The sequence below is a fragment of the Pelomicrobium sp. P1 genome (assembly GCF_052805615.1).
In genome coordinates this window covers 34,744-59,684 of the sequence record NZ_JBRBEM010000015.1, presented here as the reverse complement: position 1 = coordinate 59,684, position 24,941 = coordinate 34,744, and the positions used below count along the sequence as shown (strand labels likewise).

Below are 24,941 nucleotides of genomic sequence, written 5' to 3'. Positions count from 1 at the left end.
ACGCCCCGTGATCCGGCACCAGGAAAAACCGGCACCCCAGCTCCACGGCTCCGCCACGGTGCGGGGCCTGCTACTGGCGGCGGGAACCCTGTGCGTGGGCCTGGGCTTCCTGGGATTGTTCCTTCCGGTGCTCCCCACCACCCCTTTCTTGCTGCTCGCCGCCGCCTGCTACGCCCGGGCCTCGGAGCGCTTCCACGGTTGGCTGTTGGGCAATCCCGTCTTCGGCCCGTTGATCCGGGAATGGCAACGTCATCGAAGCATCCCTCATCGCGCCAAGGTGAACGCCATCGCGCTCATGCTGCTCACCTTGGGCGTGTCCATCGTCTTCTTCGTCTCCCATCCCCTCGTCCGGGCGCTGCTGGCCGTCTTCGGCGCGGCGCTGGCCCTTTATCTCTATCGCATTCCTTCCCGCGATCGCCCTGGCGGCGGTTTGAAAGACGGCGGCCACCGGCCTGGCGACACGGCTTGAGCGGTTTCCGAGCAAAACGGGACGCGGCGCCCAGGCGGGTCTCCACGCCATCATTCCGAATCTCTCGTGAGATATCCGGGTTAAAATCCGCCCTTCTGGATTCCCATTGGCTTTTCGCTTTTCGACGAAAAGCGAAGCCGTCCCATCGGGAAAGGGCGCATGGACCAGTGGTTTTTTCTGCCGTCGTGGCCCATCCGCTCCTCCGGTCTGCTGTGGTTCGCGGTCGTGTTGATCGCCGCCGCGGCGGCGGGAGAGGCGGCCGGACGTTGGCTGCGCCTGCCGCGCCTGCTTGGCTACCTGGCTGCGGGGATCGTGGCCGGCCCTCAGCTCACGGGGCTGCTGAATCCAGGCACACTGGGAGAACTGCGCCTGCTGCTGGATCTCGCCATCGGCCTCATCCTGTTCGAGCTGGGGCAGCGGGTGGACCTCAACTGGCTGCGGCGCAACCCGGGATTGCTGGCCACCAGCCTGCTGGAGAGCGTGCTCGCCTTCCTGGCGGTGTTCAGCGTGTTGTCCGCCCTGGGTAGCCGGCCTCTGATCGCCGCCCTCGCGGGCGCCATCGCGGTGGGGACCTCCCCCTTCGCGGTCATGACCATCACGCGGGAATTGCGCGCCGAAGGCCAGGTCACCGAGCGTCTGCTTCTGCTCACCACCTTGAACGCCGTCTATGCCTTCGTGGCCCTGGCCCTGCTGCTCGCCGGCATGCACCTGGAAGAGCGCAGCGGCTGGCCGGTCATGGTGCTGCATCCCCTGTACCTGATCGGCGGGTCCCTCGCCATCGCCCTGGCGGCGGCGGGGGCGCTGCTCGTCTTGCTGCGCTACCTTGGCCGCCAGGAAGACGCCCAGGTAGGAGCGGCCATCGCGGTGGTGATCCTGGCCGTTACCCTGACCACCAGCCTCAACCTCTCGGTGGTGTTGAGCCTGCTGGCCTGCGGAGCGCTCACCCGCACCCTGGACCGCGCCCGCCGCTTCGCCTCGATCCGCTTCGGTGACGTGGGGTTGCTCGCCACCATCATCGTCTTCGCCCTGACCGGGGCGGCGATCGAGCTGAAGGACTTGGGCGCGGTGGCCCTGCCGGCGTTGGCCCTGGTGGCGGTCCGGTTCCTGGGCAAGGCGGCGGGAGTGCTGGCGCTCGCCCCGTTTTCGGCCCTGAGCGTGCGAAAATCTGGGCTTCTCGCCTTGGCCCTGGCGCCCATGTCCCTGATGGCGGTGATCCTGCTCAAAGAAGCCTCGTCCGCTTATCCCATCTTGAGCGGAGAAGCCACCGCGGTGGTGATGGTGGCGGTGGCCCTCATGGAGGTCCTGGGGCCCCTCGCCACCCATTACGCGCTGCGCGCCTCCGGAGAGGCGAGGGCGTGATGGCATCCCTCGAGTTCAAGCCCTCGACTTTTCTCAGCTTCGGAGTGGAGCTGGAGCTGCAACTGGTCAACACCCGGGACTGGGATTTGACTCGTGGGGCGTCCGATCTGCTCGCGTTGCTGGAGAAGGGGAAGCACCCCGGCGACGTGAAACCCGAGATCACCGAGAGCATGATCGAGATCAGCACCTCGGTTCACAGCCGCTACGACACGCTGGCCGAGGAGCTGCGGGCGATGCGCGACGCCGTGGTCAAGGCGGCCGACCGGCTCAACATCGGGGTGGCCGGCGGCGGCGCCCATCCCTTCCAGCGCTGGAGCGAGCGCCAGATCTGCGACCGCCCCCGGTTCCGCCACCTGTCGGAGCTGTACGGCTACCTCGCCAAGCAGTTCACCGTCTTCGGCCAGCACATCCACGTGGGCTGCCGCGACGGGGACCAGGCGCTTGAGCTCATGCACGGGCTCGCGCGCTTCATTCCCCACTTCATCGCCCTGTCGGCCGCCTCCCCCTATTACCAGGGCGTGGACACGGCCTTCGACTCGTCCCGGTTGAACGCCATCTTCGCTTTTCCTTTGAGCGGCCGGGCGCCGTTCCTGACCCGCTGGAGCGAATTCAACGGGTATTTCGAGAAGATGGCCGGCTCGGGCATCGTGGGTTCGATGAAGGATTTCTACTGGGACGTGCGCCCTTCGCCCGGCTACGGCACCCTGGAGATCCGGGTGTGCGACACGCCCCTCACGGTGGAGCGAGCGGCGGTCCTCGCCGCCTACGCCCAGGCCCTGTGCCGCTTTCTCCACGAGGAGCGTCCCTTCCGGCTCAGGGAGGAGATGTACCTGGTCTATACCTACAACCGCTTTCTCGCCTGCCGCTTCGGGCTCGACGCGGACCTGGTGGATCCGGAAAGCGGGACGCGCCGCACCCTCAGGGAGGACATCTCGGCCACCTGCGAGCGGCTGCGGCCCCACGCCCGGGACCTGGGCGCCGAGGCGGCGCTGGAAGAAGTGCTGGGCTGGGTCCGGGGGACGGGCAACGACGCCCGCTGGATGCGGGAAGCCTACGCCGAGAGCCATTCCCTCCAGGACCTGGTCTGGCGCCAGACCGGGCGCTGGCGCGGCGAAAGCGGTTAAGAGTTCACCACAAGGCACAGAGGAAAAAACATTTTCCGCTGCTCAACGGCGGAAAATCCAGAAGAGCAGGGTCAGCACCAGGGAGACGATGATGCTGGTGGTGATGGGGAAGTAAAACGAGAAGCCCTCTCGCTCGATGTGGATGTCGCCGGGCAAACGGCCCAACCCCAGCTTGGACAGCCAGGGCCAGGCGAGCCCGATCAAGACCAGGACAAGTCCGATGATGATGAGCCAGCGCGCCATGGGTTCATTCTAGCGCGGCCCCGTTTCTCGGGGAGAGGGCGGTCAGTCGAAGGACAGGGTATAGACCAGGTTGACGCCGTTGGCCGCGCCGGTCACCGCCTGGACCGCCCATTTTTCGGACAGCGCTAGGGTGATCCGGGCCACGTTCCCCGTGCCTTCCAGGGTCCGCCCCACGCTCACGTAGACCGCGGAGGTGAGCTGGGTACCCAGGGTGATCTCTTGTTGTTCCTGGCGGAAAGTGCTGAAGCCGAAGTCGGTGTCGGCCGCGGCGGTGCCGGGCCCGAGGATGAGCCAGGCGAGCTTCTGGTTGTCCGGAACGGGCGGGTTGGAATAGAGGCTGGAGCGGGGCGAGAGGGCCGTGCCGGTGATGAGGACCCCGGCCTCGGCGGTGGGACTCTTGCGCACCGCCAGGATGTCGAGCGTGGGATTGGCAAGGGGACCGTCGAAGAGCAGCACTCCCCGCTCGATGGTGAGCTGTTGCCCGTAGGCCCGGTAGTTGCCCTCGGCCACCCGCACCGTGCCCTTGACCTGGACCGGGCCCGCGTCGTCGGAGACCACGCGAAACCGCCCCGCGAGGCGCGCCTCCAGCCCTTCGCCGCGGATGCGGAAGGCTTCGCCCAGGTCGATTTCCAAGTCGAAGGCGAGCCCGAGGGGGGCGCCTTGTTCCGGGACCGGGGCGCCCACGATCACCACGTCCTCCGACAGGCTGGGCGTTTCGAAGGACTCGAGCTCCAGCAGCCCCCGATCCGCCCGGAATTTCCCGGTGACCGAGATCTTGCCCCCTTCGCCCTTCACCTTGCCGCTGCCACTCGCCACCAGCACCTGGTCGGGGCGCTGGATCAGGGTGGCCCGGCGGGCCTCCACGTCCAGGTCCAAAACCGGCGCGCCGTTCACCAGGCGGCCGCTGCCCCTCGCCTCGAGGGTGCCTTCCCCCGCCCGGAACGCGGCGCGGCGCAGCCGTAGCCCGTCCTGGTCGAACTCCATCTCGGCCTCGCCCTGCTCGAAGGCGAGCCCCAGGTCTTCCCGCCGCACCGCCAGGTTTTCCGCTCGCAGGCTCCCCCGCAACCCAGGATCCCGCAAGGTGCCGTCCCCCGTGAGGGCGCCGCGCACGGAACCGTCCAGGCGCACCCCGGCGCGGAGCAGCCGGCCGACCCAGGTTAGGGAGGGCATGTCCACCTGAACCTCCAGGGCCAAAGGCGCCTCCGGCGCGAGGCGCCACAGGCCGCCTTCCCGGTGGGCTACGGTGCGGAAAGTTCCCGCGACGCGGCCGGTGCGGGCGCCCGCCGCCGACAGCCTCCCCTCGATGGCGTTGTCCCGGGCGTGGGCTGCGACGGCGAGGCGCTCCAGCCCCAGCGCCAGGGGGCGGTCACCCCGGAGCAGGACATCGCCCCGCTCCCGCCACACCTCCACCGTGCCGTTCAAGGTGGCGGAGGCGTCGATCGTCCATCGGGCCCCCAGGACCAGGGACACCTCGAGCCCCGCCTCCTTTCCCAGCTCGGGGGCGAGCGCCGCCACCGGCAGCCCTTCGGCCCGGCCTGCCCATCGCACCCGATCGCTATCAGCGAGCAGGGGCTCGAAATCCACCCGGCCGCCGCCGGCCAGCTCCAGTCGGCCCGTCCCCAGGGCGAGGCGCCGCCGGGAAAGTTCCAGGGAGACGGGGGCAGCGAGGGCCAGAGAGTAGGGCTCGGCGGTGCGAAAGCCCACCAGGCGCCCTGACCAGGCCGGTTCCGGATCCAGCTCGAGGGCTCCCTGCAATCGGGCTTCCCCCGCGATACCAGGCCCTCGAACCTGCACCTCGGCGGTGTGGCCATGCTGGGTGCCGTACAGGCTCAGGGTTGCCTGGGTAAGGGTCCACCCCTGTGCAGCGAGCCCCTGCACCGAAGCGCGCACCGCCATCGGCTCGGCGAGCCCCCGGCTTGCATCCATGCGCATGTCGAGCCGTTCGACCGCCAGATCGCCTCTTACACGCAAGGCTTGGGCGCTCATCTCAAGGGCGAAGGCCGGCGCTTTTGGGCTGCCGCCCACCCATCCGTGCGCCGAGAGGGACCCGGCGAGTGCGGGATCGAGCTGGGCCAGGGCGGGGGCGGCGAGGTCGAGCCGCAGCCGGTCCGGGCCGCTTCCGAAAGTCCCCTGGGCGGTGAGGCGGTTCCGCCCGATGGCAAGGGAGGCGCGGGGGGTCCCCAGGCGCTCCCCGTCCACCTGGAACTCCCCCTCTCCGGCGAGGGCGGAACCGCGGAAGGCGCTGCTCGGGGCGATGCGGTAGCGGACGGCCGCCGACCATGGGGCGTCGATCCGGCCGCTCGCCTCCAGGGCGGCGTTGATACGGGCGGGGGGCGCCTGCACGAACACCGACGGATCGAAGTCCCGCAGCGTCCCCCGGGCGGCGAAGCGCTTGGGCGCTTGAAGCTCCAGCCGTCCCGTGGCCTCCAGCCGGGCCCCGGCGTGGGACAGGACCGCCCGGCCTACTTGAACCGTGTCCCCTTCGCGGCGGGCTTCCAGGTCCAGGGCGTAGGGGCCCTCCCGCAACCGGGCGGTGAAGGACTGGGCGGTTTGCGTTCCGGCCAGGATCACTTCCCCCGCGGGCTTCAAGGGGCGGAGCTTCCCGTGCAGGGCGTTGAGCCGCACGCCCCGGGTGGTGAGGCGCAGCTCGAACCGCTCCCCGTCCCAGCGGCCTTCCCCGCTTCCTTCCCCGGCTCCCCCCAGGACGATGACGGGCAACCGGGCGCTTATCCCTTTGTCATGCACCACCAGGCGGCCTTCGAGCCGGGAGAGGGGAAGGCAGTTGCGGTCCAGGGGACCCGGCGCGCGGTTGACCACTTCCACCGGGCCTTCGAGCCCTTCGTCCGCCCCTTCCAGAGTGAAGCGCAGCTCGGCCCGGGTGGTCGGCCAGGGAGGGCCAAGCCGGGAGAGGTCCAGTCCCTGGAACTCTCCGGCCAGACGGCGCAGCGGCCGCTCCTCGAACGGCGTTGCCGTCGCCTCGAGGGTCCCCTGTTCCCACGGGCCTTCGGGCGTTACGGTCAGGGCGAGCCTCTGCAGATCGCCCGAGGCCTGGACCGTGGCCGCGATGAGATGGGGAAGGCGAAACTCGCTCAAGCGCGCTGAGGCCTCCAGCCGGAACGGCGCAGTCCCTTCGAGGCGCCCTTCGCCGCTCACCCGCGCCCAGGGGGTGAAGGCCTCCATGAGCCGCCACCGGTGCCGCTTGCCGTCGCTCGCGACCCCGGCGGCGACGGAGGTCACGACCAGGGTCTCGACGCCCCGCTGGATCTCGATCCGCTCGAGCGCCAGGCGCTCGAGGGCCACGGCCAGGGGAAGGGTGAGACTTCCGGGGAAAGAGGGGGGAGCTTCTTTCGGAACGACCGCGACTTTCAGCGTGCGGATCGAGAGCGCCTCCACCTGGAGCTTGAACCGCGCGAGGGCAAGGGGCGTCCAGCGGACGGAAACCTGCTCGGCGTTCACCGTGAGGTCCGCGCCCCGGTATACGATCCGGTCGAACGCCATGGGGCCGTAGAGGGAGCCCTTGGCCCCCTCGATGGCCAGCGCCCCGCCGCTCGCGGCGCTCAGGCGCCCGGCGATCCAGGCGAGGGTGGCTTCCCGCCCTCCCAGCCACAGGGCGAAGGCCGCCGCGGCCGCCACCAGCGCCGCCCCGATCCAGAGCGCCCTACCCCAGCGTAGACGTTTCATCAGAACACGAAGCCCGCCAAGAAATGAATGCGGAATTCCTCGGTGGCCTCCCCGTAGGCCAGGTCCAGGGCCAGGGGACCCACCGGGCTTTTCCAGCGCACGCCGGCCCCGTAGCCGAGCTTGAAGTCGAAATTCTTGAACCGGTCGGTGGCGTCGCCCCCGTCGATGAAGGCAGAGACGCCCCAGCGCTCGGTCAGCATGTGGACGTATTCGCCGCTTACTACCCCCAGCACCCGGGCGCCGGTCACCGCGTCCCCCACCTGCTCCCCGATGCTCTGGAAGGCGTAGCCGCGGATGGAGTTGGAGCCGCCGGCGCGGAACAGGTACTGGGACGGCACCTTGCGCGGCTGGGGGGCGTAGACGGCGCCCGCTTCGCCCCGCAGCACCAGGGTGTCGCTTCGGCCCACCGGGACGAACCCCATCGCCTTGACGTAGCCCCGGGCGAAGTCCTCGTCTGAGACGAGCGCCTTGGAGGCACCCGTCGCCTGCCAGTTCAAAATCCAGCCGGCGCGGGGATCCACCAGGTCGTCCACTTTGCGCCGGGTCCAACTGTACTGCAGCGGCAGGGACACCAGGCTGTCCGCCGGGATGCCGCTGATCTTCTTGTTCTGGGAGAGCAGACCCAGGGAGAGCTCCGAGTCCTTTTCCCGGGCGGTTTTGAAGCGGCGCAGGAACGCGCCTAGGGTGCTCGCCACCTCGTTCTGGATGTCGGTGCGCTGCCATTGCAGGCTTCCGGCATAGCGGTAGCCATCGGGCGCCGGGGGAAGCGCCAGCTCCGTGCCCGCCGTCTGCTCCTTCTGGGCGAGCTTCAGCCCTGATGTCCAGCTCCAGGCCCGGCCCAGGACGTTGCGGTCGGTGTAGGAGATCTCCCCGTTGGCCCCCACGTCGGTGCTGAACCCCGCGGCGAGCCGCAGCTTCTTGGACGGCTGCTCCACCACGGTGACCCGGATGGGAGCCTGCTCCGGGCGCTCCCGGTCGATGTCGGCGGTGACCAGCACCGAGGCGAAATAGCCGGTGCCGAGCAGGTCCTCCTGCAGGTCGGTGAGCCCCTTCTGGCTGTAGGGCGTGCCGGGGGCGAGGCGGTTCAAGTTCCGCACCAGGCTCTCCGGGTAACGGGAAAGCCCCTCCACCAGGAGGGGCCCAAAGGTGAAGGGCGGGCCGCTGTCCACCACCACGGTGAGGTCGACGGCGCGCTCCTCCGGATGCACCCGGGCCTCGCTCTGCACGATCTCCGCCGCCGCGTACCGCTCGTTCGCGAGCCCGGTAAGCAACGCCTGCTTGCCCCTGTCCCACAGACGCTGCTGGAAGCGCAATCCCGGCTTGAGGGGCCAGCGCTCCCGCAGCTCCGCCAGGCGCTTCAGGTTATCCCAGCGGTCCTCGGTGACGGGGCCGGTGAAGCGGACGTCCACGGAGCGGATGAGGGAAGGCTCCCCCGGGTCGACCCGAAACCGGGCCCTCCAGCGGTCAGGCGCCTGATCGAGGGCGGCTTCGACGCGGGGGGAGAAGTAGCCCTCCGTCGCCAGCAGCTCCCGGATCTGGGCGTCGGCGCCCCGGTACAGGGCGAGGAAGCGGCCCCGGCCCATGTCCGGCTGGGCGGCGAGCTGCTGGATCCGCAGGTGGCGCTCCAGCAGCGCCTTGATCTCCGGTGGCGCCTCGATCTCCACCGAAAACTCGGGCTGGGGCGCCTGGGCTCGGGCCGGGATGAGCGCGATCATGGAAGCGAACGAAGCGCAGCCGAGCAGGACGGCGCGGACCAGGGTGCGGAAGGCGGGCGTCGCCATGACCCTGCGCGCCTTTGCGCCTCGACTCCAGGTTTTCAGAGGGGAGGCGGAGGGTTGCGCCGCACTGCCAGGACCGCAAGGGCCACCCAGGCGACGAAGGCCAGGGCAAGAAGCAGGTAAAAGCGCACCGCGCCCAGCTCCAAGAATGCCCGGTAGGGAAAGTAACCTTGCACCAGGCCTACAGCGATCACCAGCAGGAAGGCTGCGCCGTAGACCTCCAGCAGCAGGCGCAGTAGCCGTACCGTCCTCATCGGTCGCTCGCGACGGCGCCCGCAGGCCGCGGGTCGACCCGGTCGAGGCAGCGCAGGGGGAACGCCGGGGCCCGGCCCAGCTTGTCCTGGCCGGCGTAGACCGTGAGGTGGGGATAGGGGATCTCGATTCCCCGTTCGTCGAAAGCGCGCTTCAGGCGCCGTAAGTACTCGCGGCGCACCGTCCATTGCTCGAGCGGCCTCACCTTGAAGCGACAGCGCACCACCACCGCGGAATCGGCCCATTTGTCCACGCCGGCGATTTCCAGGTCTTCCAGGATCTTGGGGCCGAAGACCGGGTCCTCACGCATCTCCTTCGCCACCTCGCGCATCACTTCGAACACTTCGTCCACGTTCTCCCGGTAGGCCACGCCGATATCCATCACCGACTGGGCGAACTCCCGGCTCATGTTGGTGACGGTGGAGATCGCCCCATTGGGCACGAAATGGACGTTGCCGTCGTAGTCCCGCAGCCGCACGTAGCGCAGGGTGACCTCCTCCACCAGCCCGCCGATGCCGGCCACGTTGACCACGTCCCCGACCCGGATCTGGTTCTCGGTCAGCATGATGAAGCCGGTGAAATAGTCCTTCACCAGGCTTTGGGCGGCGAAGCCGATGGCGATGCCCGCCACCCCGGCGGTGGCCAGAATCGGGGCGATGGAAATGCCCAGCTCCGAAAGGATCAGCATGCCGGCCACCACCCACACCACCACGGAAGCGAGATAACGGAAGGCGCGGCTCAAGGTCTGGATGCGCTTCACTTCCTCCACGTCGGCGGTGCGCGCGCTCATGCGCTCCCGGAACAGGCGGATGGCCCGGCGCGCGAGGCCGAGGACGATCCAGGCCATGACCAGGATCAGGATGATGCGCACGCCGTCCTGGAGATAGGGCAGCATTTCCTTGAATTCCGGACCGAGGCTTTCGAAGAATTTGTTCATGGCGTGTCAGCGGAATCGAAGCGACGGAAAAGGCTGGGCGCCGGCCGCGGGAAAGGGGCGACGGACAGCAGGACCGCCCCGCGCAGCGCAGGGCCTAGTGTCCTGTCCCGGAAATAGCTTGTGCAAGGTTGCCCATGACGATCGAACCTCCTGGCCCGCCTGCAGAGGCCTTCCTTTGTCGAGCCTGAAAAACCGACCCGGCGGGCGACAGGCTAGGCGCGAGGCCGCAGCCGTATCGGCAATACGGCGAGGCCGAGCAACACCGCATGGTGCCGCTCGGGCGCGGTTTTTCGGCAAGGTTTTTCCGGGACAGGACACTAGGATAACGTCTTTTGCCGCGAAACCCAAAGCGGCCTGCCCCGGCCCTCAACGCTCCCGGGTTTCCGCCTCGCTTTGGGCGAGCTTCGGACGGGCGATGGGCGGGTTCTGGGCCAGATAGCGCTTGACGCCCGCGAGGATCGCCCGGGCCATCTTGTCCTGGTAGGCCTCGTCCCGCAGCTTGAGCTCCTCCTCCGGGTTGCTGATGAAGGCCGTCTCTACCAGGATCGAAGGGATGTCCGGCGCTTTCAACACGGCGAACCCGGCCTGCTCCACCTCCTCCTTGTGCAGGACGTTGAGGCCGCCTAGCTCGACGAGCACCGCCCGGCCCAGCTTAAGACTGTCGGCGATGGTGGCAGTCTGGGACAAGTCCAGCAGGGTTTGCTTGAGATAAGGGTCGGGTACGTCCAGATTCACGCCGCCGATCAGGTCCGCGTCGTTTTCCTGCTTCGCCAGCCATTGGGCCGCGGCGGAAGTGGCGCCCCGCTCGGACAGGGCGAACACCGAGGAGCCCCGGGCATGGGGCTTGATGAAGGCGTCGGCGTGGATCGACACGAAGAGATCCGCATTCACTTTGCGCGCCTTGGCGACCCGCAGGTGCAGGGGGATGTAGTAGTCACCGTCCCGGATCATGGCGGCCCGCAGGTTCTCTTCTTTGTCCACCAAGGCTTTCAGCTTGCGGGCGATGGCCAGCGTCACGTCCTTCTCCAGGGTCCCGCGCCGGCCGCGGGCGCCCGGATCCTCGCCTCCGTGGCCGGCATCGATGGCCACGGTGATGAGCCGTTTCGCCTCCGGAGCCCTGGACCCGGCGGGTCCCTGCTCGCCGCGACCGGGATCCGGCGCGGGCGACTCCTTTTTCATCACCAGCGCCATGAGGGGATCGACGGGGGTGAGGGGGTACACGTCCACCACCAGCCGGTGGCCGTATTCGCCGATGGGCTTCAAGGGAAACGCCTGGGGGTTGACCTGCTGCTTCAGGTCCAGCACCACGCGTACGGTCCCGGGCTTGAACTGGCCCACCCGGATTCCCCGGATGTAGGGGTCGGCGGCTGTCACCTTGTCGGGCAGGGCCGCCAATGCCGGGGAAAGCGCCACGCCCTCCAGGTCGATCACCAGGCGGTGGGGATCCTCCAGGGTGAACACGGTATAGGCGACTTGGACCGGCAGCTCCAGGGTGACCCGGGTGTATTCCTCGGCCGGCCACACCCGCACCGCGGTCACGGGCACCTCCGCCGCTCGGGCAGGGGAGGCGAGCAAGAGGAGCAACGGCAGGAGGGCGGCGAAAAGGCGGCCCGCGGAAATGCGCGGGGGGCGTTTCAGCCGGCGTAGTGGGCGTTCAACCGTTCGATGCACCGTTCACCTGTGGGCGTGGGGGCGGCGAAGCGGGCGATTCGGCCCGATCCTTGAAAGGCGAGCCGGATATCCAGGTCGGGCGGAGGAAGAATATCGCCCGCCTTCTCCGGCCACTCCACCACGCACACCGAGCGTGGATGGAAATACTCGCGAAACCCCGCCTGTTCCCATTCTGCCGGATCGTCGAAACGATAAAAATCAAAATGATATAAGTCTAAGTTAGAGATAGCATAAGGTTCAACCAGGGTAAAGGTCGGGCTTTTCACTTTTCCCCGGTAGCCGAGGGCTCGCAGCAGCCCCCGTACCAGAGTGGTCTTGCCGGCGCCCAGGTCGCCGCCCAGGTAGAGGCGAAGACCCGGGAGCACGCAGGCAGCGAGGGCTCCGCCCAGGGCGAGAGTCGCCTCCTCGTCGGGCAGGAAGCGGGAAAAACGGGGCCCGTCCTCGGTATGATGGGAAGTATGCAAAGCGACACCCTCTACGACGAGCGGCTCGAGGGCGCGGCCCTCGCCCAGGCCATCAAGGACTGGGGCCGCGCGCTGGGGTTTCAGCACGTGGGCATCGCGCGGGCCCACCTGGAGGAAGCCGAAGCGCGGCTTCTAGCGTGGCTCGCCCACGGCTACCACGGCGACATGGATTATATGGCACGCCATGGGGTCAAGCGCAGCCGCCCCGCGGCCCTGGTGCCCGGCACCGTGTCGGTCATCAGCGCGCGGATGAACTACCTGCCGCCCGGGGCGCGGGATAGCTGGGCCGTGCTCGGGGATTCCCAGCGTGCCTTCGTGTCCCGTTACGCCCTGGGGCGGGACTACCACAAGGTGGTGCGAACGCGGCTGGCGCAGCTTGCGCGCCGCATCGCCCGGCACGTGGAGGGGTTCGCCTGGCGGGCTTTCGCCGACAGCGCCCCCGTGATGGAAGTGGAGCTCGCGGCCCGCGCCGGCGTGGGGTGGCGGGGTAAGCACACCCTGCTCCTCGCCCGGGACGCGGGTTCCTGGTTCTTCTTGGGCGAGATCTATACCAATCTTCCCCTTCCCGCCGACCCGCCCGAGCCGGACCACTGCGGCACCTGCACCCGCTGCATCGACGCCTGCCCCACCCGGGCCATCATTGCCCCTTACCGGATCGATGCCCGCCGCTGCATCTCCTACCTGACCATCGAGCACAAGGGAGAGATTCCCGAAGCCCTGCGCCCCCTGATGGGCAACCGCATCTACGGCTGCGACGATTGCCAGCTCGTCTGTCCTTGGACCCGGTTCGCCAAGACCTCCCCCGAGCCGGATTTCGCCGTGAGGAACGGGCTGGACGACGCGAGTCTGGTGGCGCTTTTCGGCTGGAGCGAGCAGCAGTTTCTCGAACGCTTTGCCGGCAGCCCCATCCGACGCCTGGGCTACGAGCGGTGGCTGCGCAATATCGCGGTGGCCCTGGGCAACGCCGCCACCACACCGGAGGTGGTGGCGGCGCTGGAAGCGCGGCGCGACCATCCGTCAGCTCTAGTGCGGGCCCACGTGGCCTGGGCCTTGGCGCGGCACGGGCGCGAGCGGTCAGCCGCTTGAGAGCGCCCGCTCCACCAGGGCGCGGGTTTGCGGCGCGAGTTCGAGCCCCAGGGCCTCTTCCCGCGCCCGGGGCGACATCTTGTTCCAGGTCTTGCGCAGGATGTCGATCACCTGGGCCTCGTCATGCCGGCGGGCGAAGCCCGGCAGGGCGTGCTCCAGGAACACGAGACACGCCGCGTCCTCCAGGCACTGGGCTTCCGGGTCCCGGCGCAGCCGCTCCTTGCGGATCAAGGACTGGACCCGGGCGACGGTCATCTCCTCGTAGCCCGCCTCCTTGAGGAGCTCCCCCGCCAGCCGGGCGTGGGCCTCGGCCTGGGCCGTCCGCCACCGGTGATAGCCGGCGCGGTCCATGGGGTAGCTGTCCCGAGGGATGGCCCAGCGCTTCAGGTGCTGGCAGCGGGCCGCCAGCTTGAGCGGCTCGGAGGCCTCCGGCCGCAGCCGCTCCACCCAGGCGCCCATGCGCTCGGCGTAGAGGGCTTCGCCCGGCCGCGGAACCCCATCCACCACCTCGGTGTGGGGGTCCTGGCGGTGGAGCGCGTCGATCAGGGCCAGGGCGCGTTGGAAACGGGCGGAAGGCATGGATGCCAGGCAGGATGTGACCGGACCTCTGGCCCATCATTGTACGGCAGGCGGCGCGGGTGGAAAGGGATCGGCGGTGGCGCTAAGATGAAAATCGTCCCGATCGGAACAAAGGAGAACCCCATGCCCATCCAAGTCGGCGATCGCCTTCCCGACGGCATCCTCACCGAGTACGTGGAAACCGAGCAGCCGGGCTGCGCCGTCGGCCCCAACGACTTTCGCGTCGCGGACCTCGCGAAGGGCAAGCGCATCGTCATCTTCGGGCTGCCCGGGGCGTTCACGCCCACCTGCTCCGCCAAGCACGTGCCCGGCTTCGTCGCGAATTACGAAAAGCTCAAGAGCAAAGGCATCGACGAGATCTGGTGCATTTCGGTGAACGATGCTTTCGTCATGGGCGCCTGGGCCAGGGAGCAGAAGGCCCTCGGCAAGGTGCGCATGCTGGCTGACGGCAACGGGGACTACACCCGCAAGCTGGGCCTGGAACTGGACTTGACCGCCCGCAACATGGGCGTCCGCTCCCAACGCTACGCCATGCTGGTAGAGGACGGCGTGGTGAAAAAGCTCAAGGTGGAGCAGCCGGGCAAGTTCGAGGTCTCGAGCGCCGAGGCCATGCTCGCCGAGCTCTGAGGGGCCGGGCGGATGGCCGGGGCGCGGAGGATGCCGCATTCGACAAACTGTCTGCGGCGGCGCGGGGCCATGATAGGCCTTGCCCTGCTCGCCGTGTTGGCCGGCGCCGCCCCCATCGCGACGGGCGGCGCCAAGGAGGCTGCCATGACGCTCACGCTCACTTCCAGCGCGTTTTCCCACCAGGGGCAAATTCCGAGGAAATACACCTGCGACGGGGAGGACGTATCGCCGCCCCTCGCCTGGACGGGCGTGCCCGCTGGCGCGAAGAGCCTCGCGCTCATCGTGGACGACCCGGACGCCCCCGATCCCAAGGCGCCCAAGATGACCTGGGTGCACTGGGTGCTCTACAACATCCCGCCCACCGCCACCGGACTGCCGGAGGCGGTGGGCGCCAAGCTGCCGCCGGGCACCCTGGAGGGCTTGAACGACTGGAAGCGCACGGGCTACGGGGGCCCTTGCCCGCCCATCGGCCGCCACCGCTACTTCCACAAGCTCTACGCCCTGGACACGGTGCTGCCGGACCTGAAGAAGCCCACCAAGGCCCAGTTGGAAAAAGCCATGCAAGGGCACGTGCTTGCCGTCGCGGAGCTGGTGGGCACGTATCAACGGTAGAACCTATCCTCAAAATTGGGTAGGGTGCGTTGAGCGCAGCGAAACGCACCGCAGTTCCGGAGGCGTCGCGACGGTGCGCTGAAGCGCACCCTACCGCACCGGCAATTTTGAGATAGCCTGTAAACAGGCAGCCTCGCGCTACCGCCGCTCCATCCCCGCGGCATCACCGGGTAGCCAGCGAATCGGCAGACAACGCTCGACCCTTTCCCTCTGGCCTAGCCCTGACCCCGGGACCCCTGCCCGGCACCACCTCGCGGAAGGACTGCCACTCGCCTGGCATGAAACGCATTCCATTTCTTTCGCAAGCTTGCCATAATGGCGGGGCGTGTCTCCTCGCGATAAAAAGACAGAGTTTCATGCATTTCATTGCATAGGGAGGGCGGGTAAGGTCCTTATGGCCTCACCGTGCCGCTTGGGGGATATGGAGCCGGGGACGAGCCGTCCGCACCTTCCCATCGGGGCCTATCGGCTGGAGTTTGCCGCCGACAACCCGGTCATCCTGGGCGAGTTCCCGGGCTCCGCCTGGCGAGGCGCCTTTGGGCATGCGCTCAAACGCGCTGTCTGCGTGACCCGCGAGCGGCGCTGCGAAAGCTGCCTGCTGTACCGCACTTGCCTCTACCCCTATGTCTTTCAGACGCCGCCGCCGCCCGACGCGGCCAAGATGCGTCGCTACGAAGCCGTTCCCCATCCGTTTGCGCTGCGTCCGGAACCTGCGCCCGGCGACGATGGGCGCGTCAGCCTTCTTTTGACCTTGTTCGGCGATGCAAACCGCCATCTTGCGGCCATTCTGTACGCCTTGATGCGCGCTGCCTCGGGCGAACGGGGGATCGCCGGCAATCGGTTGATGCTCCGGCGCGTGTGCCAGGAAGAGGCGCCGGGCTCCAGCGCCTGGATAAAAATTTACGAGGAGGGCGGAGTGCTTGCGCCCCTTCCACCCTTGCCGGTCCCAGTGCCTCCCGTGCCCCCGGCGATCACCATCCACCTGCACACGCCCCTGCGCATCAAACGCGACGGGCGCCACGTGGGCGCCGCGGAGTTCCGCTTTTCGGACTTATTCCGCAACCTTCTGCGCCGGATCTCCATGCTCACCTACTTTCATACCGATACGCCGCTCGAGACCGATTTCAAGGCGCTGGTGACTCACGCCGAGACGATCGCGACCCGAAGCGAGCTCGCCTGGAAGGACTGGACTCGATATTCGGCGCGTCAAAAAACCCTCATGCGGTTGGGCGGCCTGGTGGGGCGGATCGACATCGACGGCCAAGACCTCGCGCCCTTCTGGCCTTACCTGTGGCTGGGGCAGTGGACCCATGCCGGTGCGGGCGCGACCATGGGCCTCGGGCACTACACCCTCGCAAGCTTGCAAGTTGCCCGCGAGGTAAAAATTTCTGCGACATTGTCCGGCGATGAGCGAACTTGATCCGATGCGCCCCGACCGTTACCCGCGCCGCATCCTGCTGGCGGTGACCGGGCTTTCGCCCCAGGTGGTGACGGAGACGCTCTATGCCCTCGCGGTGAGGCCTGAGGGCAGGCCGGCCTTCGTCCCCACCGAAGTGCACCTGATCACTACGGCCGAAGGCGCCGAGCGGGCGCGCCTTACGCTCCTTTCGAAGGATCCCGGCTGGTTCCATCGCCTGTGTCTGGATTACAAACTCAAGGGGATCGCTTTCGACGAAACGCGTATTCATGTGCTGAGCTGGCCGGAAGGCGGTGCGCTGGAGGACATTCGCACGCAAGAGGACAACGAACGGGTAGCGGACTTCCTGACCGAACGCATTCGCCAGCTCACGGCCTCGGAAGAAGTGGCGCTCCATGTGTCCATCGCCGGCGGACGTAAGACCATGGGTTACTACGCGGGCTATGCACTTTCCCTCTACGGCAGGCTCCAGGACCGGCTGTCCCACGTGCTCGTGTCCACGCCGTACGAATCGAATCAGGAGTTTTATTACCCCACGCCTTACAGCCGTGTGATTTACACCCATCCGCCGGAAAACCGGCCCATCGATGCCCGGGATGCCAAAGTCACATTGGCCGATATTCCCTTCGTCCGCCTGCGCCACGAATTACCCAGGCGGCTGCTCGCGGGCGCCGCGCGCTTCAGCGAGGTGGTGGCGGCGGCTCAGGAGATGCTTGGGCCTCCCGAGCTGGTGATCGATCTCGATGGCCGGCGTATCCGGGCCGGCGGGAGGATCGTACCGCTACCGCCTGCGGATCTTGCTTTTCTTGCCTGGTTCGCGAGGCGCGCCGCCGAGGGCCGCGAGCCCCTCGCTTGCCCAAAGGATGGCGTTCCAGAAAAGGAGTACGCCGAGGCGTACCTGCGCGAATATCGCACGATTCTCGGGCCGATGGGGGGCGACGAGGCGACTGTAAAGCGTTACGCCAAAGGTATGAGCAAGGACGACTTTCTCGAGCGCAATTCCAAGCTCAAGAAGCTATTGACCCGCGCCCTGGATGTTTCCGCTCGCCCGTACCTGATTCACGGCGAAGGGAAGCGGCCTAAACGCTATCGCCTCAAACTGCCTCCTAAGTCCATCCATTTCACGGCCATCGACGATACGCCATCCGGCTTCTCTCCCGAGGCAGCAAGCAGGGCTTGCAGAGGGCAGGAGGCCGAGTCGGCGCGTGGTACGAAAAGCAAGCGATTGGCGCGCCATGAGCGACAAACGACGACCCGCCGCAGCGGATAGACTTTCCGCCTGGAGCGGCTTGCCTGCCGCTCAGACTGCAACGAGCCTGAGTTTCGGCTCGACGCGGGCCAACGGCTCGAAATCCCGATCATCGTGCAACAAAGCCGCTCTGTGCTCGATGGCGAGGCACGCGATCAGGCAAGCGTGGGGGCTGCGCGGGGTGAAACCCTCCCAGCGGCAGCGAGCATACAGGGCGCCCGCCGCCGCGTACGTATCCGCGCTCGCCTGCAACATCGGTAACGAAGCGAAGTGCGACCGCAGCACTTCCAACTCCCGGGGGCCGCGCGCTCCTTGGAGCAACTCCTGCAAGACGACCGGGGCCAAAGCGAGGTCCTCCTGGTCGAGAAGCTGGTCGAGAGCGCGCGCGGCTGCAGTAGCTTTGCGCCGCAACCAGTCGATCCAGACGGACGTGTCAACGAGAATCACGATTCATCCCGGCCCGCACCGCGCGCACGTCATAGGCCGGATCGATCAGGTCGCGCCCCGCCAGCTCCCGCAGGGCGCTTTGCTTGCGGCGGGCTACCAGCTCGCGCAGGGCGCGATCCACGACCTCGCGTTTCGTCTTGGCGCCGGTCAGGCGCATCGCTTCCTTGACGATCCGGTCATCGAGCACGATGTTGGTGCGCATGCTATACACCTCCTAATGTGTATTTTAGGGCGATTCGCGAATCGGGACAAGTGTCCCGCATGCTTGCCCGCTGCAGCCATCCTGCTTTCGAAAGAAAAGGCGAGATGCATTCGCTGGTGACTTTTCTCGGCAAAGGCCGCGACGATCCGAAGACCGGCTATCGTAGCGCGCGTTACCGCTTTCCGGGCGGGCACGAGCGCGAGACGGCCTTTTTTGGGTTGGCGCTTGCCGAGCGGCTCGCCCCACAGCGGCTCGTGGTTCTCGGAACCGCAGGCAGCATGTGGGGGGTGTTCGTGGAAAACCTCGCGGTCGAGGGAGAGGAAGAAGAGGCGCGGCTTGCGCTCCTGGATGCCGAACCGGCGGCGAGGGTGGATCAAGGACTTTTGGACCGGCTGCAACCGTTGCTCAGCCGGGCCGTCGGCATGGAGGTGCTCCCGCGGCTCATTCCTTACGGAAGGAACGCCCCGGAGCAGCGTGCCATTCTAGAAACCGTCGCCGAAGCGGTGCCGAGCGGGAAGGTGAGTTTCGATCTCACCCATGCGTTCAGGCACTTGAGCATGCTCGGCCTGGTGTCCGCCTTCATGCTCGAGCGCGTGGGCAAGCTCGAAATCGAGGGCATCTGGTACGGGGCGCTCGAGATGACCGAAGGGGGTGTGGCGCTCGTGCTGCGGCTCGATGGGCTGCTTGCCATCCAACGCTGGGTGGATGCCCTCGACCGCTACGATGCCACCGGGCATTACGGCGCCTTCGCACCGCTGCTTGCGGCCGACGGCGTCCCCGCCGACAAGACAGCTTGTCTCGAAGAAGCGGCTTTTCACGAGCAGACACAGAATCTCGCCGATGCAAGGCGCAAGCTTCTCACCTTCCTCCCGCAGCTCGAAACGAGCCTGCCCGGCGCCTCGGGCATCTTCCAGAAGCGGCTGGCCGAACGGCTCGCCTGGGTCCGCGGTGCCGACCTCGCCGAGCATCAACGCAAACTCGCCTACCAGTATCTCGCGCGCGGCGATTATCTGCGCGCGGCGATCTTCGGCTGGGAGGCTTTCGTCACCCGCGAGCGTCTCGAACGCGGGCTCGATCCGCAGCAATTCAAGGAAGGACGGGAGGCCGCCATCGAGGCCTTAGAGCAGGAATTCTAGGCCGGCCAACACGAAGACTGGAAGAGAGAGGCCTACTGGATGCTGAAAAATCTGCGCAATGCGCTCGTGCACGGCAATGCGCCGTCGTATCCGAAGTTTCGGCAGCCGCTCGCCTCGGCGGATCGGCTATACAAAGCACTCGAGGCCTTGTTCAAGCGGCTGTTGGGGTGAGACAAGCTTGCGAACGACACGCCGTGAAGGGCAGACGACTATGATCGACAACGCGAAAAGGGCAGTCGCCATGAAAATGACCGAGCGCCGATACACCGTCCGTTTCCTCACCCCCGCCTTTCTCGGCGACGCCAAGCAGAACGGCCGCTGGCGCACGCCGCCGTTCAAGGGGGTATCGTGAGTGACAAACCTTTGATAGATGCATCCTGCCGGGTCGCGCTGGCTGCATTCATGCACGACTTGGGCAAGTTCGCCGAGCGGGCTCGGATTCCGCAGGCTCTCGAGAAAGATGCGGATGGCAATACTCGCCAGCAGATCAACGAGGGGTTGTATTGTCCAGAGTCGAACGGGCGCCGCACCCACATCCATGCCGCGTACACGGCTATTGGGTTGGATTTGCTGGAAGACTGGTTGCCGGAGTTGGTGGGCGAGGACATGAGCCCATTTGCACCATGGCGCGAGAAAAATGCGGACGACTCGCTTATCAATGCGGCGGCCTTGCACCACCGTCCGGACACTTATCTCCAATGGATCATCGCTACGGCGGACCGGCTTGCTTCGGGCTTCGAGCGCGAGGAATTTGAGAGCTACAACCGCGCGGCCGACGAACATGAACAACAAGGGCGCCGGCTCAATCACTACACCACGCGGCAGGAAACGTTACTGGAGCGTATCCACCTGGACGGTCGGCGTGAGACGAGCGACTGGCGTTATCCCCTGAAACCACTGGCACCAGAGACCATCTTTCCCGTTTCCGCCGCGGAATGCGAAAGTGACAGCAAAGACGCGGCACAGGCTCATTACCTTGAACTGTGCAATCAGTTTCTGGAAGGTATAAAACTGGTCCCGGCGAGCCACCGGTACTACCTCGCGCTGTGGCTCGATCACTTCGACAGCCTGTGGCTGACGTTCACCCATGCCATCCCCTCGACGACGGCGGGCATCGGCGGAAACGTCCGGCCGGATGTGTCGCTCTATGATCATTCGAAGACCACGGCGGCGCTGGCGGTGGCGCTGTGGCGCTATCACCATGACCGCGGTGATGATGCCGCAGCCGTACGCGAGCAATTGCGCGCACAGTGGGACAAGGCGCGTCGTGAAAGCGCCGAGGCGCGCCAGGCGTGGGAAGACAAGAAATTCCTTCTGGTGCAAGGCGATTTCACCGGTATCCAGAACTTCATCTTTGCCGAGGGCGGCAGTACCCAGAAGCGCGCCGCGAAGCTGCTGCGCGGGCGTTCGTTCTACGTGTCACTGCTCACTGACCTCGCGGCGCTGAAGGTACTGGAGGTGTTGAGTCTCCCCGCCACCAGCCAGGTCGTCAACGCGGCCGGTAAGTTCCTCATCGTTGCGCCGAATGCCGCGGCGACCGTCGAGAAGCTGTGTGCTGTACAGAAAGAACTTAATGACTGGTTTCTCCAGCACACCTATGGCCAGTCGGGTCTCTTGCTCGCCTGGCTGCCCGCCAGCGCTGAGCACTTCAAACACGGCGAGGGCAATGTGAGCCCCTTTCGCGAACTGATGGTCCGGTTGTTCCAGCAGTTGGAGATGACAAAGCTGCAACGCTTCGGTCTGTGTAGCGAGACTCCGCCGAAACCTGTTTTCGAAGACTTCCTCGACCGCTTCGAACACGGCGAATGCCGCATCGACGGCCGCTCGCCCGGCGTGGTAAACATTGCCGACGAAACCTGGGTGAGCGCGCTGGCGGCGGACCAGATCGACACCGGAAAATGGCTTGCCACGCAGAAGCGTGTGCTTATCACCCGCAGTCCCCTCAATCACCATACGCTGCGTCTCGACCTCTTCGGCTATCGCGTGAACTTTACCGAGAGCGAAGCGGACACCGGCCGCTTCGGCAACGAGGCGAGAACCGGCAACCTGGTCCGTGCCTGGGATTTCTCGCTCCCGGAATCGCCCGATGCGCCGCTTTGGAACGGCTATGCGCGGCGGCACATCAACGCCCATGTACCGCGCTTTGGCGAGATGAATGCCTGGGATGCGGAGCGTTACCGAGGTATCGAGAAGGCTGAAGACTTCGAGCCCGATCCGCACGAGCCCAAGACCCTGAACCATCTCGCGCGCAACGACCGCAGGCTCGACGAAAACGGCCGATGGATTGGCGTCGAGGCACTCATGACGCTCAAGGGCGACGTGGATAACTTGGGGCTCATCTTCCAAAAAGGACTGGAGCGTCCCACCTTCGCAAAGATGGCCGCGCTGTCTAGGCAGGTGAACGCCTTCTTCACCGTATATCTGCCGTGGTTGTGTCAAAAAGAATTTCCGAACACCTATACCGTGTTCGCCGGCGGCGACGACTTCTTCCTCATCGGCCCGTGGCATTCGATGATTGGGCTCGCAAGCAGGATGCGCGAGGAATTCGCACGGTATGTTGCCGGCAATCCGGATATTCATTTCTCTGCGGGGCTGTCCATGACCAAGCCTGGGCTGCCCATCCGGCAGCTTGCGGCACTGGCGAAGGAGGCGCTGGACCATGCCAAGGACTACGATGCCGGCCCGATGCCCAACAGGGAAAACCCAGGCATGAGAACCAAGAACGCCGTAACCTGCTTTGGCCAGTCAGTTTCATGGGCCGACTTCGGTGAACTCATGAAGCGCACGGCAGCTCTGGAGCGGGCCGCACAGGAGCATGCCCTGTCTACCGGTTATCTCTACGCCCTGTTGCGCTATACCGACATGGCCGCCGAGCTAAAAGAAAAGACCCCGCGCCCGCAGGCGGCGCTGTGGCACTCGCATTTTGCCTATCGCACCCGGCGTCTGGCAGAAACCCGCTACAGGGAAGTAGAGGATCGCGACGAGCGCGAGCGGAAACGGCGCGCGCTGCAAACGCAGCTCGGCGCGGAGATCGCCGGGGTGAGCTTCACGAACGCCAATTTCCGCCTGCACGAGGGATCGATCAAAGGGCCGCAGATCGTCGAGTTCCTCAAGGCACTGGTCAAACAGATCGGACGACGCTTGCTGATCATTTGGGACGGTCTCAAGGCCCATCGTTCCCGTCTGGTACGGGACTACGTCGACGGCCTGGAGGAAAAGATCGAGCTGGCCTTCCTGCCACCTTATGCGCCCGAGCTCAATCCGCTCGAATACCTGTGGGCCTGGCTCAAGCGACATGCCCTTGCGAATTACTGCCCCAGCTCCATTGCCGACCTCGCCATCACCGCACGCGGCAAGCTCCAATCGGCACAGCGACGCACATCCCTCATCGCCGCCTTCTGGAAACAGGCTGAGCTGTTCTGATGTCACGAGATTACGTAATTCTCAATAGAACCTATCTCAAAATTGCTGTCTGCGCGCGTATGAGTTTCTAGAACCTATCTCAAAATCGCCAGCGCGATAAGGTGCGCTTCAACGCACGGTCGCGACGCCTCTGAAACAGCGGTGCGTTTCGCTGCGCTCAACGCACCCTACCCGATTTTGAGATAGATTCTAGTGTCCGCAACGGGACGCGGCGAGAGGTTGAATCATGAGCATCCCTTTAAATCTGCTCCCAGCTCACTGGTACTGGGTGGCGACCGTTCTCTACGGGCTGCTCCTCGTGCACCTGATCCGCCGGGCCCCCTGGGTACGGCTCAAGGACAAGGCAAAGCTTAACGCCTATCTCGGCACCTGCGTGATGCTCATGGTGCTGTGGTGGATCGAGACGCCCCTCCTGCCCGGGACCGAGTACCATTACTTGGGGGCCACCTTGCTCACCCTCATGTTCGGCTGGCGGCTCGCCATGGCGGGCATGAGCTTCGTGCTGGCGGCAAGCGCGCTCAACGGCGAGATCGACGCCCTGAACTATCCTTTGAATGCCCTGATCATGGGCCTCGTTCCGGTGATGGTGAGCCACGGAATCCTCAAGGCGAGCGAGCGCTTCCTACCCCCCAACTTCTTCGTTTACGTGTTCCTAGCTGGTTACTGGGGCGCCGCCCTGGCCATGGTCTGCGCGGTTCTGGCGGCATGGGCGGTGTTGTGGGCGGGCGGCGCTTATTCTTTCGCGGTCCTCGCGGACCGCTACTTTCCCCTGCTGGTTCTGCTCGCGATACCCGAAGGCATGATCACCGGCATGCTCATCGCCATGATGGCGGTGTTCAGGCCAGCCTGGGTAAGCACCTTCGACGACAATCGCTACCTGAATGGGAGATAAACGCTCGGCGGTCGTGACCGGGGACGCGCCCACGGGGCCGGTGGCACGGGCGCGCAGCCGTCTTCAGACCGCCGCCATCGCCTCGTCCAGCACTTCGATCCAGTGTTTGACGGGTAAGTCCGTGCCGCTTGCGAGATGGGTGAGGCAGCCGATGTTGGCGGTGGCGATGAGCTCAGGTTTTCCCGAGGCGAGGGCCGCCACCTTGTTGCGCAGCAGCCTCTGGGAAAGCTCCGGCTGCAGGAGGGAGTAGGTGCCCGCCGAGCCGCAGCACAGGTGAGCGTTGGGCACGGGGGTGAGGGCGAAGCCCGCGCCGCGCAGCAACTCTTCCACCGCCCCCCGGAGCTTCAGCGCGTGCTGCAGGGTGCACGGGGCGTGGAAGGCGAGCCTGGGCCTGGGCTTCCCATCGAGGAGGGTGGCGAGGCGCTCCCGTTCCGCGACGAGCACCTGGCTCACGTCCCTGGCAAGGGCCGAGACCCGGGCAGCCCTGGGCGCGTAGGCGGGGTCGTGGCGTAGCAGATGGCCGTACTCGGCCACCATGGCGCCGCAGCCGGTGGCGGTGATCACGATGGCTTCCGCCCCTTGCTCCACGTGGGGCCACCAGGCGTCGATCAGGCGGCGGGCGTAATCGAGCCCTTCTTCCTGGGCGTTGAGATGATAGGGGACGGCGCCGCAGCAGGCGGGGTGCCTCGCCTGCACCAGGGAGATGCCCAGGCGGTCCAGCACCCGGGCAGCCGCGGCGTTGATGTTGGGAGCGATCCCGGGTTGCACACAGCCGTCCAGCACCACCATGCGCCGCGGATGGCGGGGCGCGGGCCACGGAGTCGGCGCCTGGCGCGGCGGCACGCTCTTTTTCAGGGCGGGCGGCAGGAGCGGCCGCGCGAGCTGCCCGAGCCGCAGCAGGGGATTGAAAATCCAGGGTCTGGGCAGCACGGCCCGCAGGGCGCCGCGCACGAGCCGCTCGATCCGGCCCCGGCCCACTTGCCGCTCGATGACGGCGCGGCCGATGTCGGCGAGGCGCCCGTACTTGACCCCCGAAGGGCAAGTAGTCTCGCAGGCGCGGCAGGTGAGGCAGCGGTCCAGGTGCAGTTGCACCTTCTTCGTCGCTGGCGCCCCTTCCAGCACCTGCTTCATGAGATAGATTCGGCCCCGCGGGCCGTCCAGCTCGTCGCCGAGGAGCTGGTAGGTGGGACAAGTGGCGGTGCAAAAGCCGCAGTGGGTACAGGCGCGCAGGATCGCTTCCGCTTCCCGGCCCTCCGGGGTATGACGAATGAATTCGGCGAGATGGGTTTCCAT

General features: G+C 66.5%; 23 protein-coding genes and 2 pseudogenes. 14 read left to right on the top strand and 11 right to left on the bottom strand.

Annotated features, from left to right (window positions below; all coding sequences use genetic code 11):
• The first annotated feature begins 7 nt into the window (after positions 1-7).
• The 3 genes from ACUVYZ_RS14120 (at position 8) to ACUVYZ_RS14110 (ending at position 2,952) form a co-directional block, all read left to right on the top strand.
• Positions 8-469 carry a YbaN family protein gene (locus ACUVYZ_RS14120; protein ID WP_439935070.1) on the top strand — a complete coding sequence of 154 codons (462 nt, stop codon included), beginning with the start codon at positions 8-10 and terminating at the stop codon, positions 467-469.
• Between the two features lie 159 nt (positions 470-628).
• A complete protein-coding gene (locus ACUVYZ_RS14115) occupies positions 629-1,828 on the top strand; it encodes a cation:proton antiporter (RefSeq protein ID WP_439935071.1) in 1,200 nt (399 codons plus the stop codon).
• Positions 1,828-2,952, top strand: coding sequence for a YbdK family carboxylate-amine ligase (locus tag ACUVYZ_RS14110; RefSeq protein WP_439935072.1), 1,125 nt, complete (start codon positions 1,828-1,830; stop codon positions 2,950-2,952). The genes ACUVYZ_RS14115 and ACUVYZ_RS14110 overlap by 1 nt, the downstream gene beginning before the upstream one ends.
• A 42-nt stretch (positions 2,953-2,994) precedes the next feature.
• On the opposite strand, the gene ACUVYZ_RS14105 is transcribed toward ACUVYZ_RS14110, so the two are convergent.
• The 7 genes from ACUVYZ_RS14105 to tsaE all read right to left on the bottom strand — a co-directional run bounded on the left by ACUVYZ_RS14105 (position 2,995) and on the right by tsaE (position 11,978).
• The gene (locus ACUVYZ_RS14105; protein ID WP_439935073.1) at positions 2,995-3,195 is read right to left on the bottom strand and encodes a DUF2905 domain-containing protein; all 201 of its coding nucleotides are present in this window, start codon (positions 3,193-3,195) and stop codon (positions 2,995-2,997) included.
• A gap of 42 nt (positions 3,196-3,237) precedes the next feature.
• On the bottom strand, positions 3,238-6,876 hold the full coding sequence (locus ACUVYZ_RS14100) for a translocation/assembly module TamB domain-containing protein (RefSeq protein WP_439935074.1): 3,639 nt from the start codon (positions 6,874-6,876) through the stop codon (positions 3,238-3,240).
• The gene (locus ACUVYZ_RS14095; RefSeq protein WP_439935075.1) at positions 6,876-8,657 is read right to left on the bottom strand and encodes an autotransporter assembly complex protein TamA; all 1,782 of its coding nucleotides are present in this window, start codon (positions 8,655-8,657) and stop codon (positions 6,876-6,878) included. The genes ACUVYZ_RS14100 and ACUVYZ_RS14095 overlap by 1 nt, the downstream gene beginning before the upstream one ends.
• A gap of 35 nt (positions 8,658-8,692) precedes the next feature.
• A complete protein-coding gene (locus ACUVYZ_RS14090) occupies positions 8,693-8,908 on the bottom strand; it encodes a hypothetical protein (protein WP_439935076.1) in 216 nt (71 codons plus the stop codon).
• Positions 8,905-9,843 (bottom strand): mechanosensitive ion channel family protein, encoded by a 939-nt coding sequence (locus ACUVYZ_RS14085; RefSeq protein WP_439935077.1) that lies wholly within the window; start codon positions 9,841-9,843, stop codon positions 8,905-8,907. The genes ACUVYZ_RS14090 and ACUVYZ_RS14085 overlap by 4 nt, the downstream gene beginning before the upstream one ends.
• A gap of 366 nt (positions 9,844-10,209) precedes the next feature.
• On the bottom strand, positions 10,210-11,481 hold the full coding sequence (locus ACUVYZ_RS14080; protein ID WP_439935126.1) for an N-acetylmuramoyl-L-alanine amidase: 1,272 nt from the start codon (positions 11,479-11,481) through the stop codon (positions 10,210-10,212).
• The gene (gene tsaE, locus ACUVYZ_RS14075; protein WP_439935078.1) at positions 11,478-11,978 is read right to left on the bottom strand and encodes a tRNA (adenosine(37)-N6)-threonylcarbamoyltransferase complex ATPase subunit type 1 TsaE; all 501 of its coding nucleotides are present in this window, start codon (positions 11,976-11,978) and stop codon (positions 11,478-11,480) included. The genes ACUVYZ_RS14080 and tsaE overlap by 4 nt, the downstream gene beginning before the upstream one ends.
• On the opposite strand from tsaE, the gene queG reads away from it, so the two are divergent.
• The gene (gene queG / locus ACUVYZ_RS14070) at positions 11,973-13,064 is read left to right on the top strand and encodes a tRNA epoxyqueuosine(34) reductase QueG (protein WP_439935079.1); all 1,092 of its coding nucleotides are present in this window, start codon (positions 11,973-11,975) and stop codon (positions 13,062-13,064) included. The two genes, tsaE and queG, sit on opposite strands and share 6 nt — an antisense overlap.
• Here queG and ACUVYZ_RS14065 read toward each other — a convergent pair.
• Complete coding sequence (locus ACUVYZ_RS14065) at positions 13,053-13,643, bottom strand: DUF4202 domain-containing protein (RefSeq protein WP_439935080.1); 591 nt, start codon at positions 13,641-13,643, stop codon at positions 13,053-13,055. The two genes, queG and ACUVYZ_RS14065, sit on opposite strands and share 12 nt — an antisense overlap.
• A gap of 123 nt (positions 13,644-13,766) precedes the next feature.
• On the opposite strand from ACUVYZ_RS14065, the gene ACUVYZ_RS14060 reads away from it, so the two are divergent.
• From ACUVYZ_RS14060 to csm6, 4 genes are all read left to right on the top strand, one after another.
• Entirely contained in the window at positions 13,767-14,270 is a 504-nt protein-coding gene (locus tag ACUVYZ_RS14060; RefSeq protein ID WP_439935081.1) for a peroxiredoxin, read from the top strand.
• Between the two features lie 144 nt (positions 14,271-14,414).
• The gene (locus ACUVYZ_RS14055; protein ID WP_439935127.1) at positions 14,415-14,882 is read left to right on the top strand and encodes a YbhB/YbcL family Raf kinase inhibitor-like protein; all 468 of its coding nucleotides are present in this window, start codon (positions 14,415-14,417) and stop codon (positions 14,880-14,882) included.
• A gap of 421 nt (positions 14,883-15,303) precedes the next feature.
• Positions 15,304-16,302 (top strand): CRISPR system precrRNA processing endoribonuclease RAMP protein Cas6, encoded by a 999-nt coding sequence (gene cas6, locus ACUVYZ_RS14050; RefSeq protein ID WP_439935082.1) that lies wholly within the window; start codon positions 15,304-15,306, stop codon positions 16,300-16,302.
• Positions 16,289-17,569 carry a CRISPR-associated ring nuclease Csm6 gene (gene csm6 / locus ACUVYZ_RS14045; protein ID WP_446033077.1) on the top strand — a complete coding sequence of 427 codons (1,281 nt, stop codon included), beginning with the start codon at positions 16,289-16,291 and terminating at the stop codon, positions 17,567-17,569. Before cas6 ends, csm6 begins: the two co-directional genes overlap by 14 nt.
• A gap of 30 nt (positions 17,570-17,599) precedes the next feature.
• Here csm6 and vapC read toward each other — a convergent pair whose 3' ends face one another.
• Together vapC and ACUVYZ_RS14035 are read right to left on the bottom strand one after the other, a co-directional pair.
• Positions 17,600-17,995: a type II toxin-antitoxin system VapC family toxin gene (vapC, locus tag ACUVYZ_RS14040; RefSeq protein WP_439935084.1), complete on the bottom strand. Its 396-nt coding sequence runs from the start codon at positions 17,993-17,995 to the stop codon at positions 17,600-17,602.
• Entirely contained in the window at positions 17,982-18,197 is a 216-nt protein-coding gene (locus ACUVYZ_RS14035) for a type II toxin-antitoxin system VapB family antitoxin (RefSeq protein ID WP_439935085.1), read from the bottom strand. The genes vapC and ACUVYZ_RS14035 overlap by 14 nt, the downstream gene beginning before the upstream one ends.
• 104 nt (positions 18,198-18,301) lie before the next feature.
• Between ACUVYZ_RS14035 and csx2 the strand changes: the two genes are divergently transcribed.
• The 6 genes and pseudogenes from csx2 to ACUVYZ_RS14005 all read left to right on the top strand — a co-directional run bounded on the left by csx2 (position 18,302) and on the right by ACUVYZ_RS14005 (position 23,648).
• The gene (csx2, locus tag ACUVYZ_RS14030) at positions 18,302-19,333 is read left to right on the top strand and encodes a TIGR02221 family CRISPR-associated protein (RefSeq protein WP_439935086.1); all 1,032 of its coding nucleotides are present in this window, start codon (positions 18,302-18,304) and stop codon (positions 19,331-19,333) included.
• Positions 19,334-19,372: 39 nt separating this feature from the next.
• Positions 19,373-19,504: a hypothetical protein gene (locus tag ACUVYZ_RS14025; protein WP_439935087.1), complete on the top strand. Its 132-nt coding sequence runs from the start codon at positions 19,373-19,375 to the stop codon at positions 19,502-19,504.
• 40 nt (positions 19,505-19,544) lie between these two features.
• Complete coding sequence (locus ACUVYZ_RS14020; protein ID WP_439935088.1) at positions 19,545-19,685, top strand: hypothetical protein; 141 nt, start codon at positions 19,545-19,547, stop codon at positions 19,683-19,685.
• Positions 19,682-22,321: pseudogene (cas10, locus tag ACUVYZ_RS14015) on the top strand (type III-A CRISPR-associated protein Cas10/Csm1); the annotation flags it as partial. The gene ACUVYZ_RS14020 and the pseudogene cas10, both read left to right, overlap by 4 nt.
• Before the next feature lie 42 nt (positions 22,322-22,363).
• Positions 22,364-22,756 (top strand): annotated as a pseudogene (locus ACUVYZ_RS14010) (transposase); the annotation flags it as partial.
• A 226-nt stretch (positions 22,757-22,982) separates the two neighbouring features.
• A complete protein-coding gene (locus tag ACUVYZ_RS14005; protein ID WP_439935089.1) occupies positions 22,983-23,648 on the top strand; it encodes an energy-coupling factor ABC transporter permease in 666 nt (221 codons plus the stop codon).
• 63 nt (positions 23,649-23,711) lie between these two features.
• On the opposite strand, the gene glcF is transcribed toward ACUVYZ_RS14005, so the two are convergent.
• A complete protein-coding gene (gene glcF, locus ACUVYZ_RS14000) occupies positions 23,712-24,941 on the bottom strand; it encodes a glycolate oxidase subunit GlcF (protein ID WP_439935090.1) in 1,230 nt (409 codons plus the stop codon).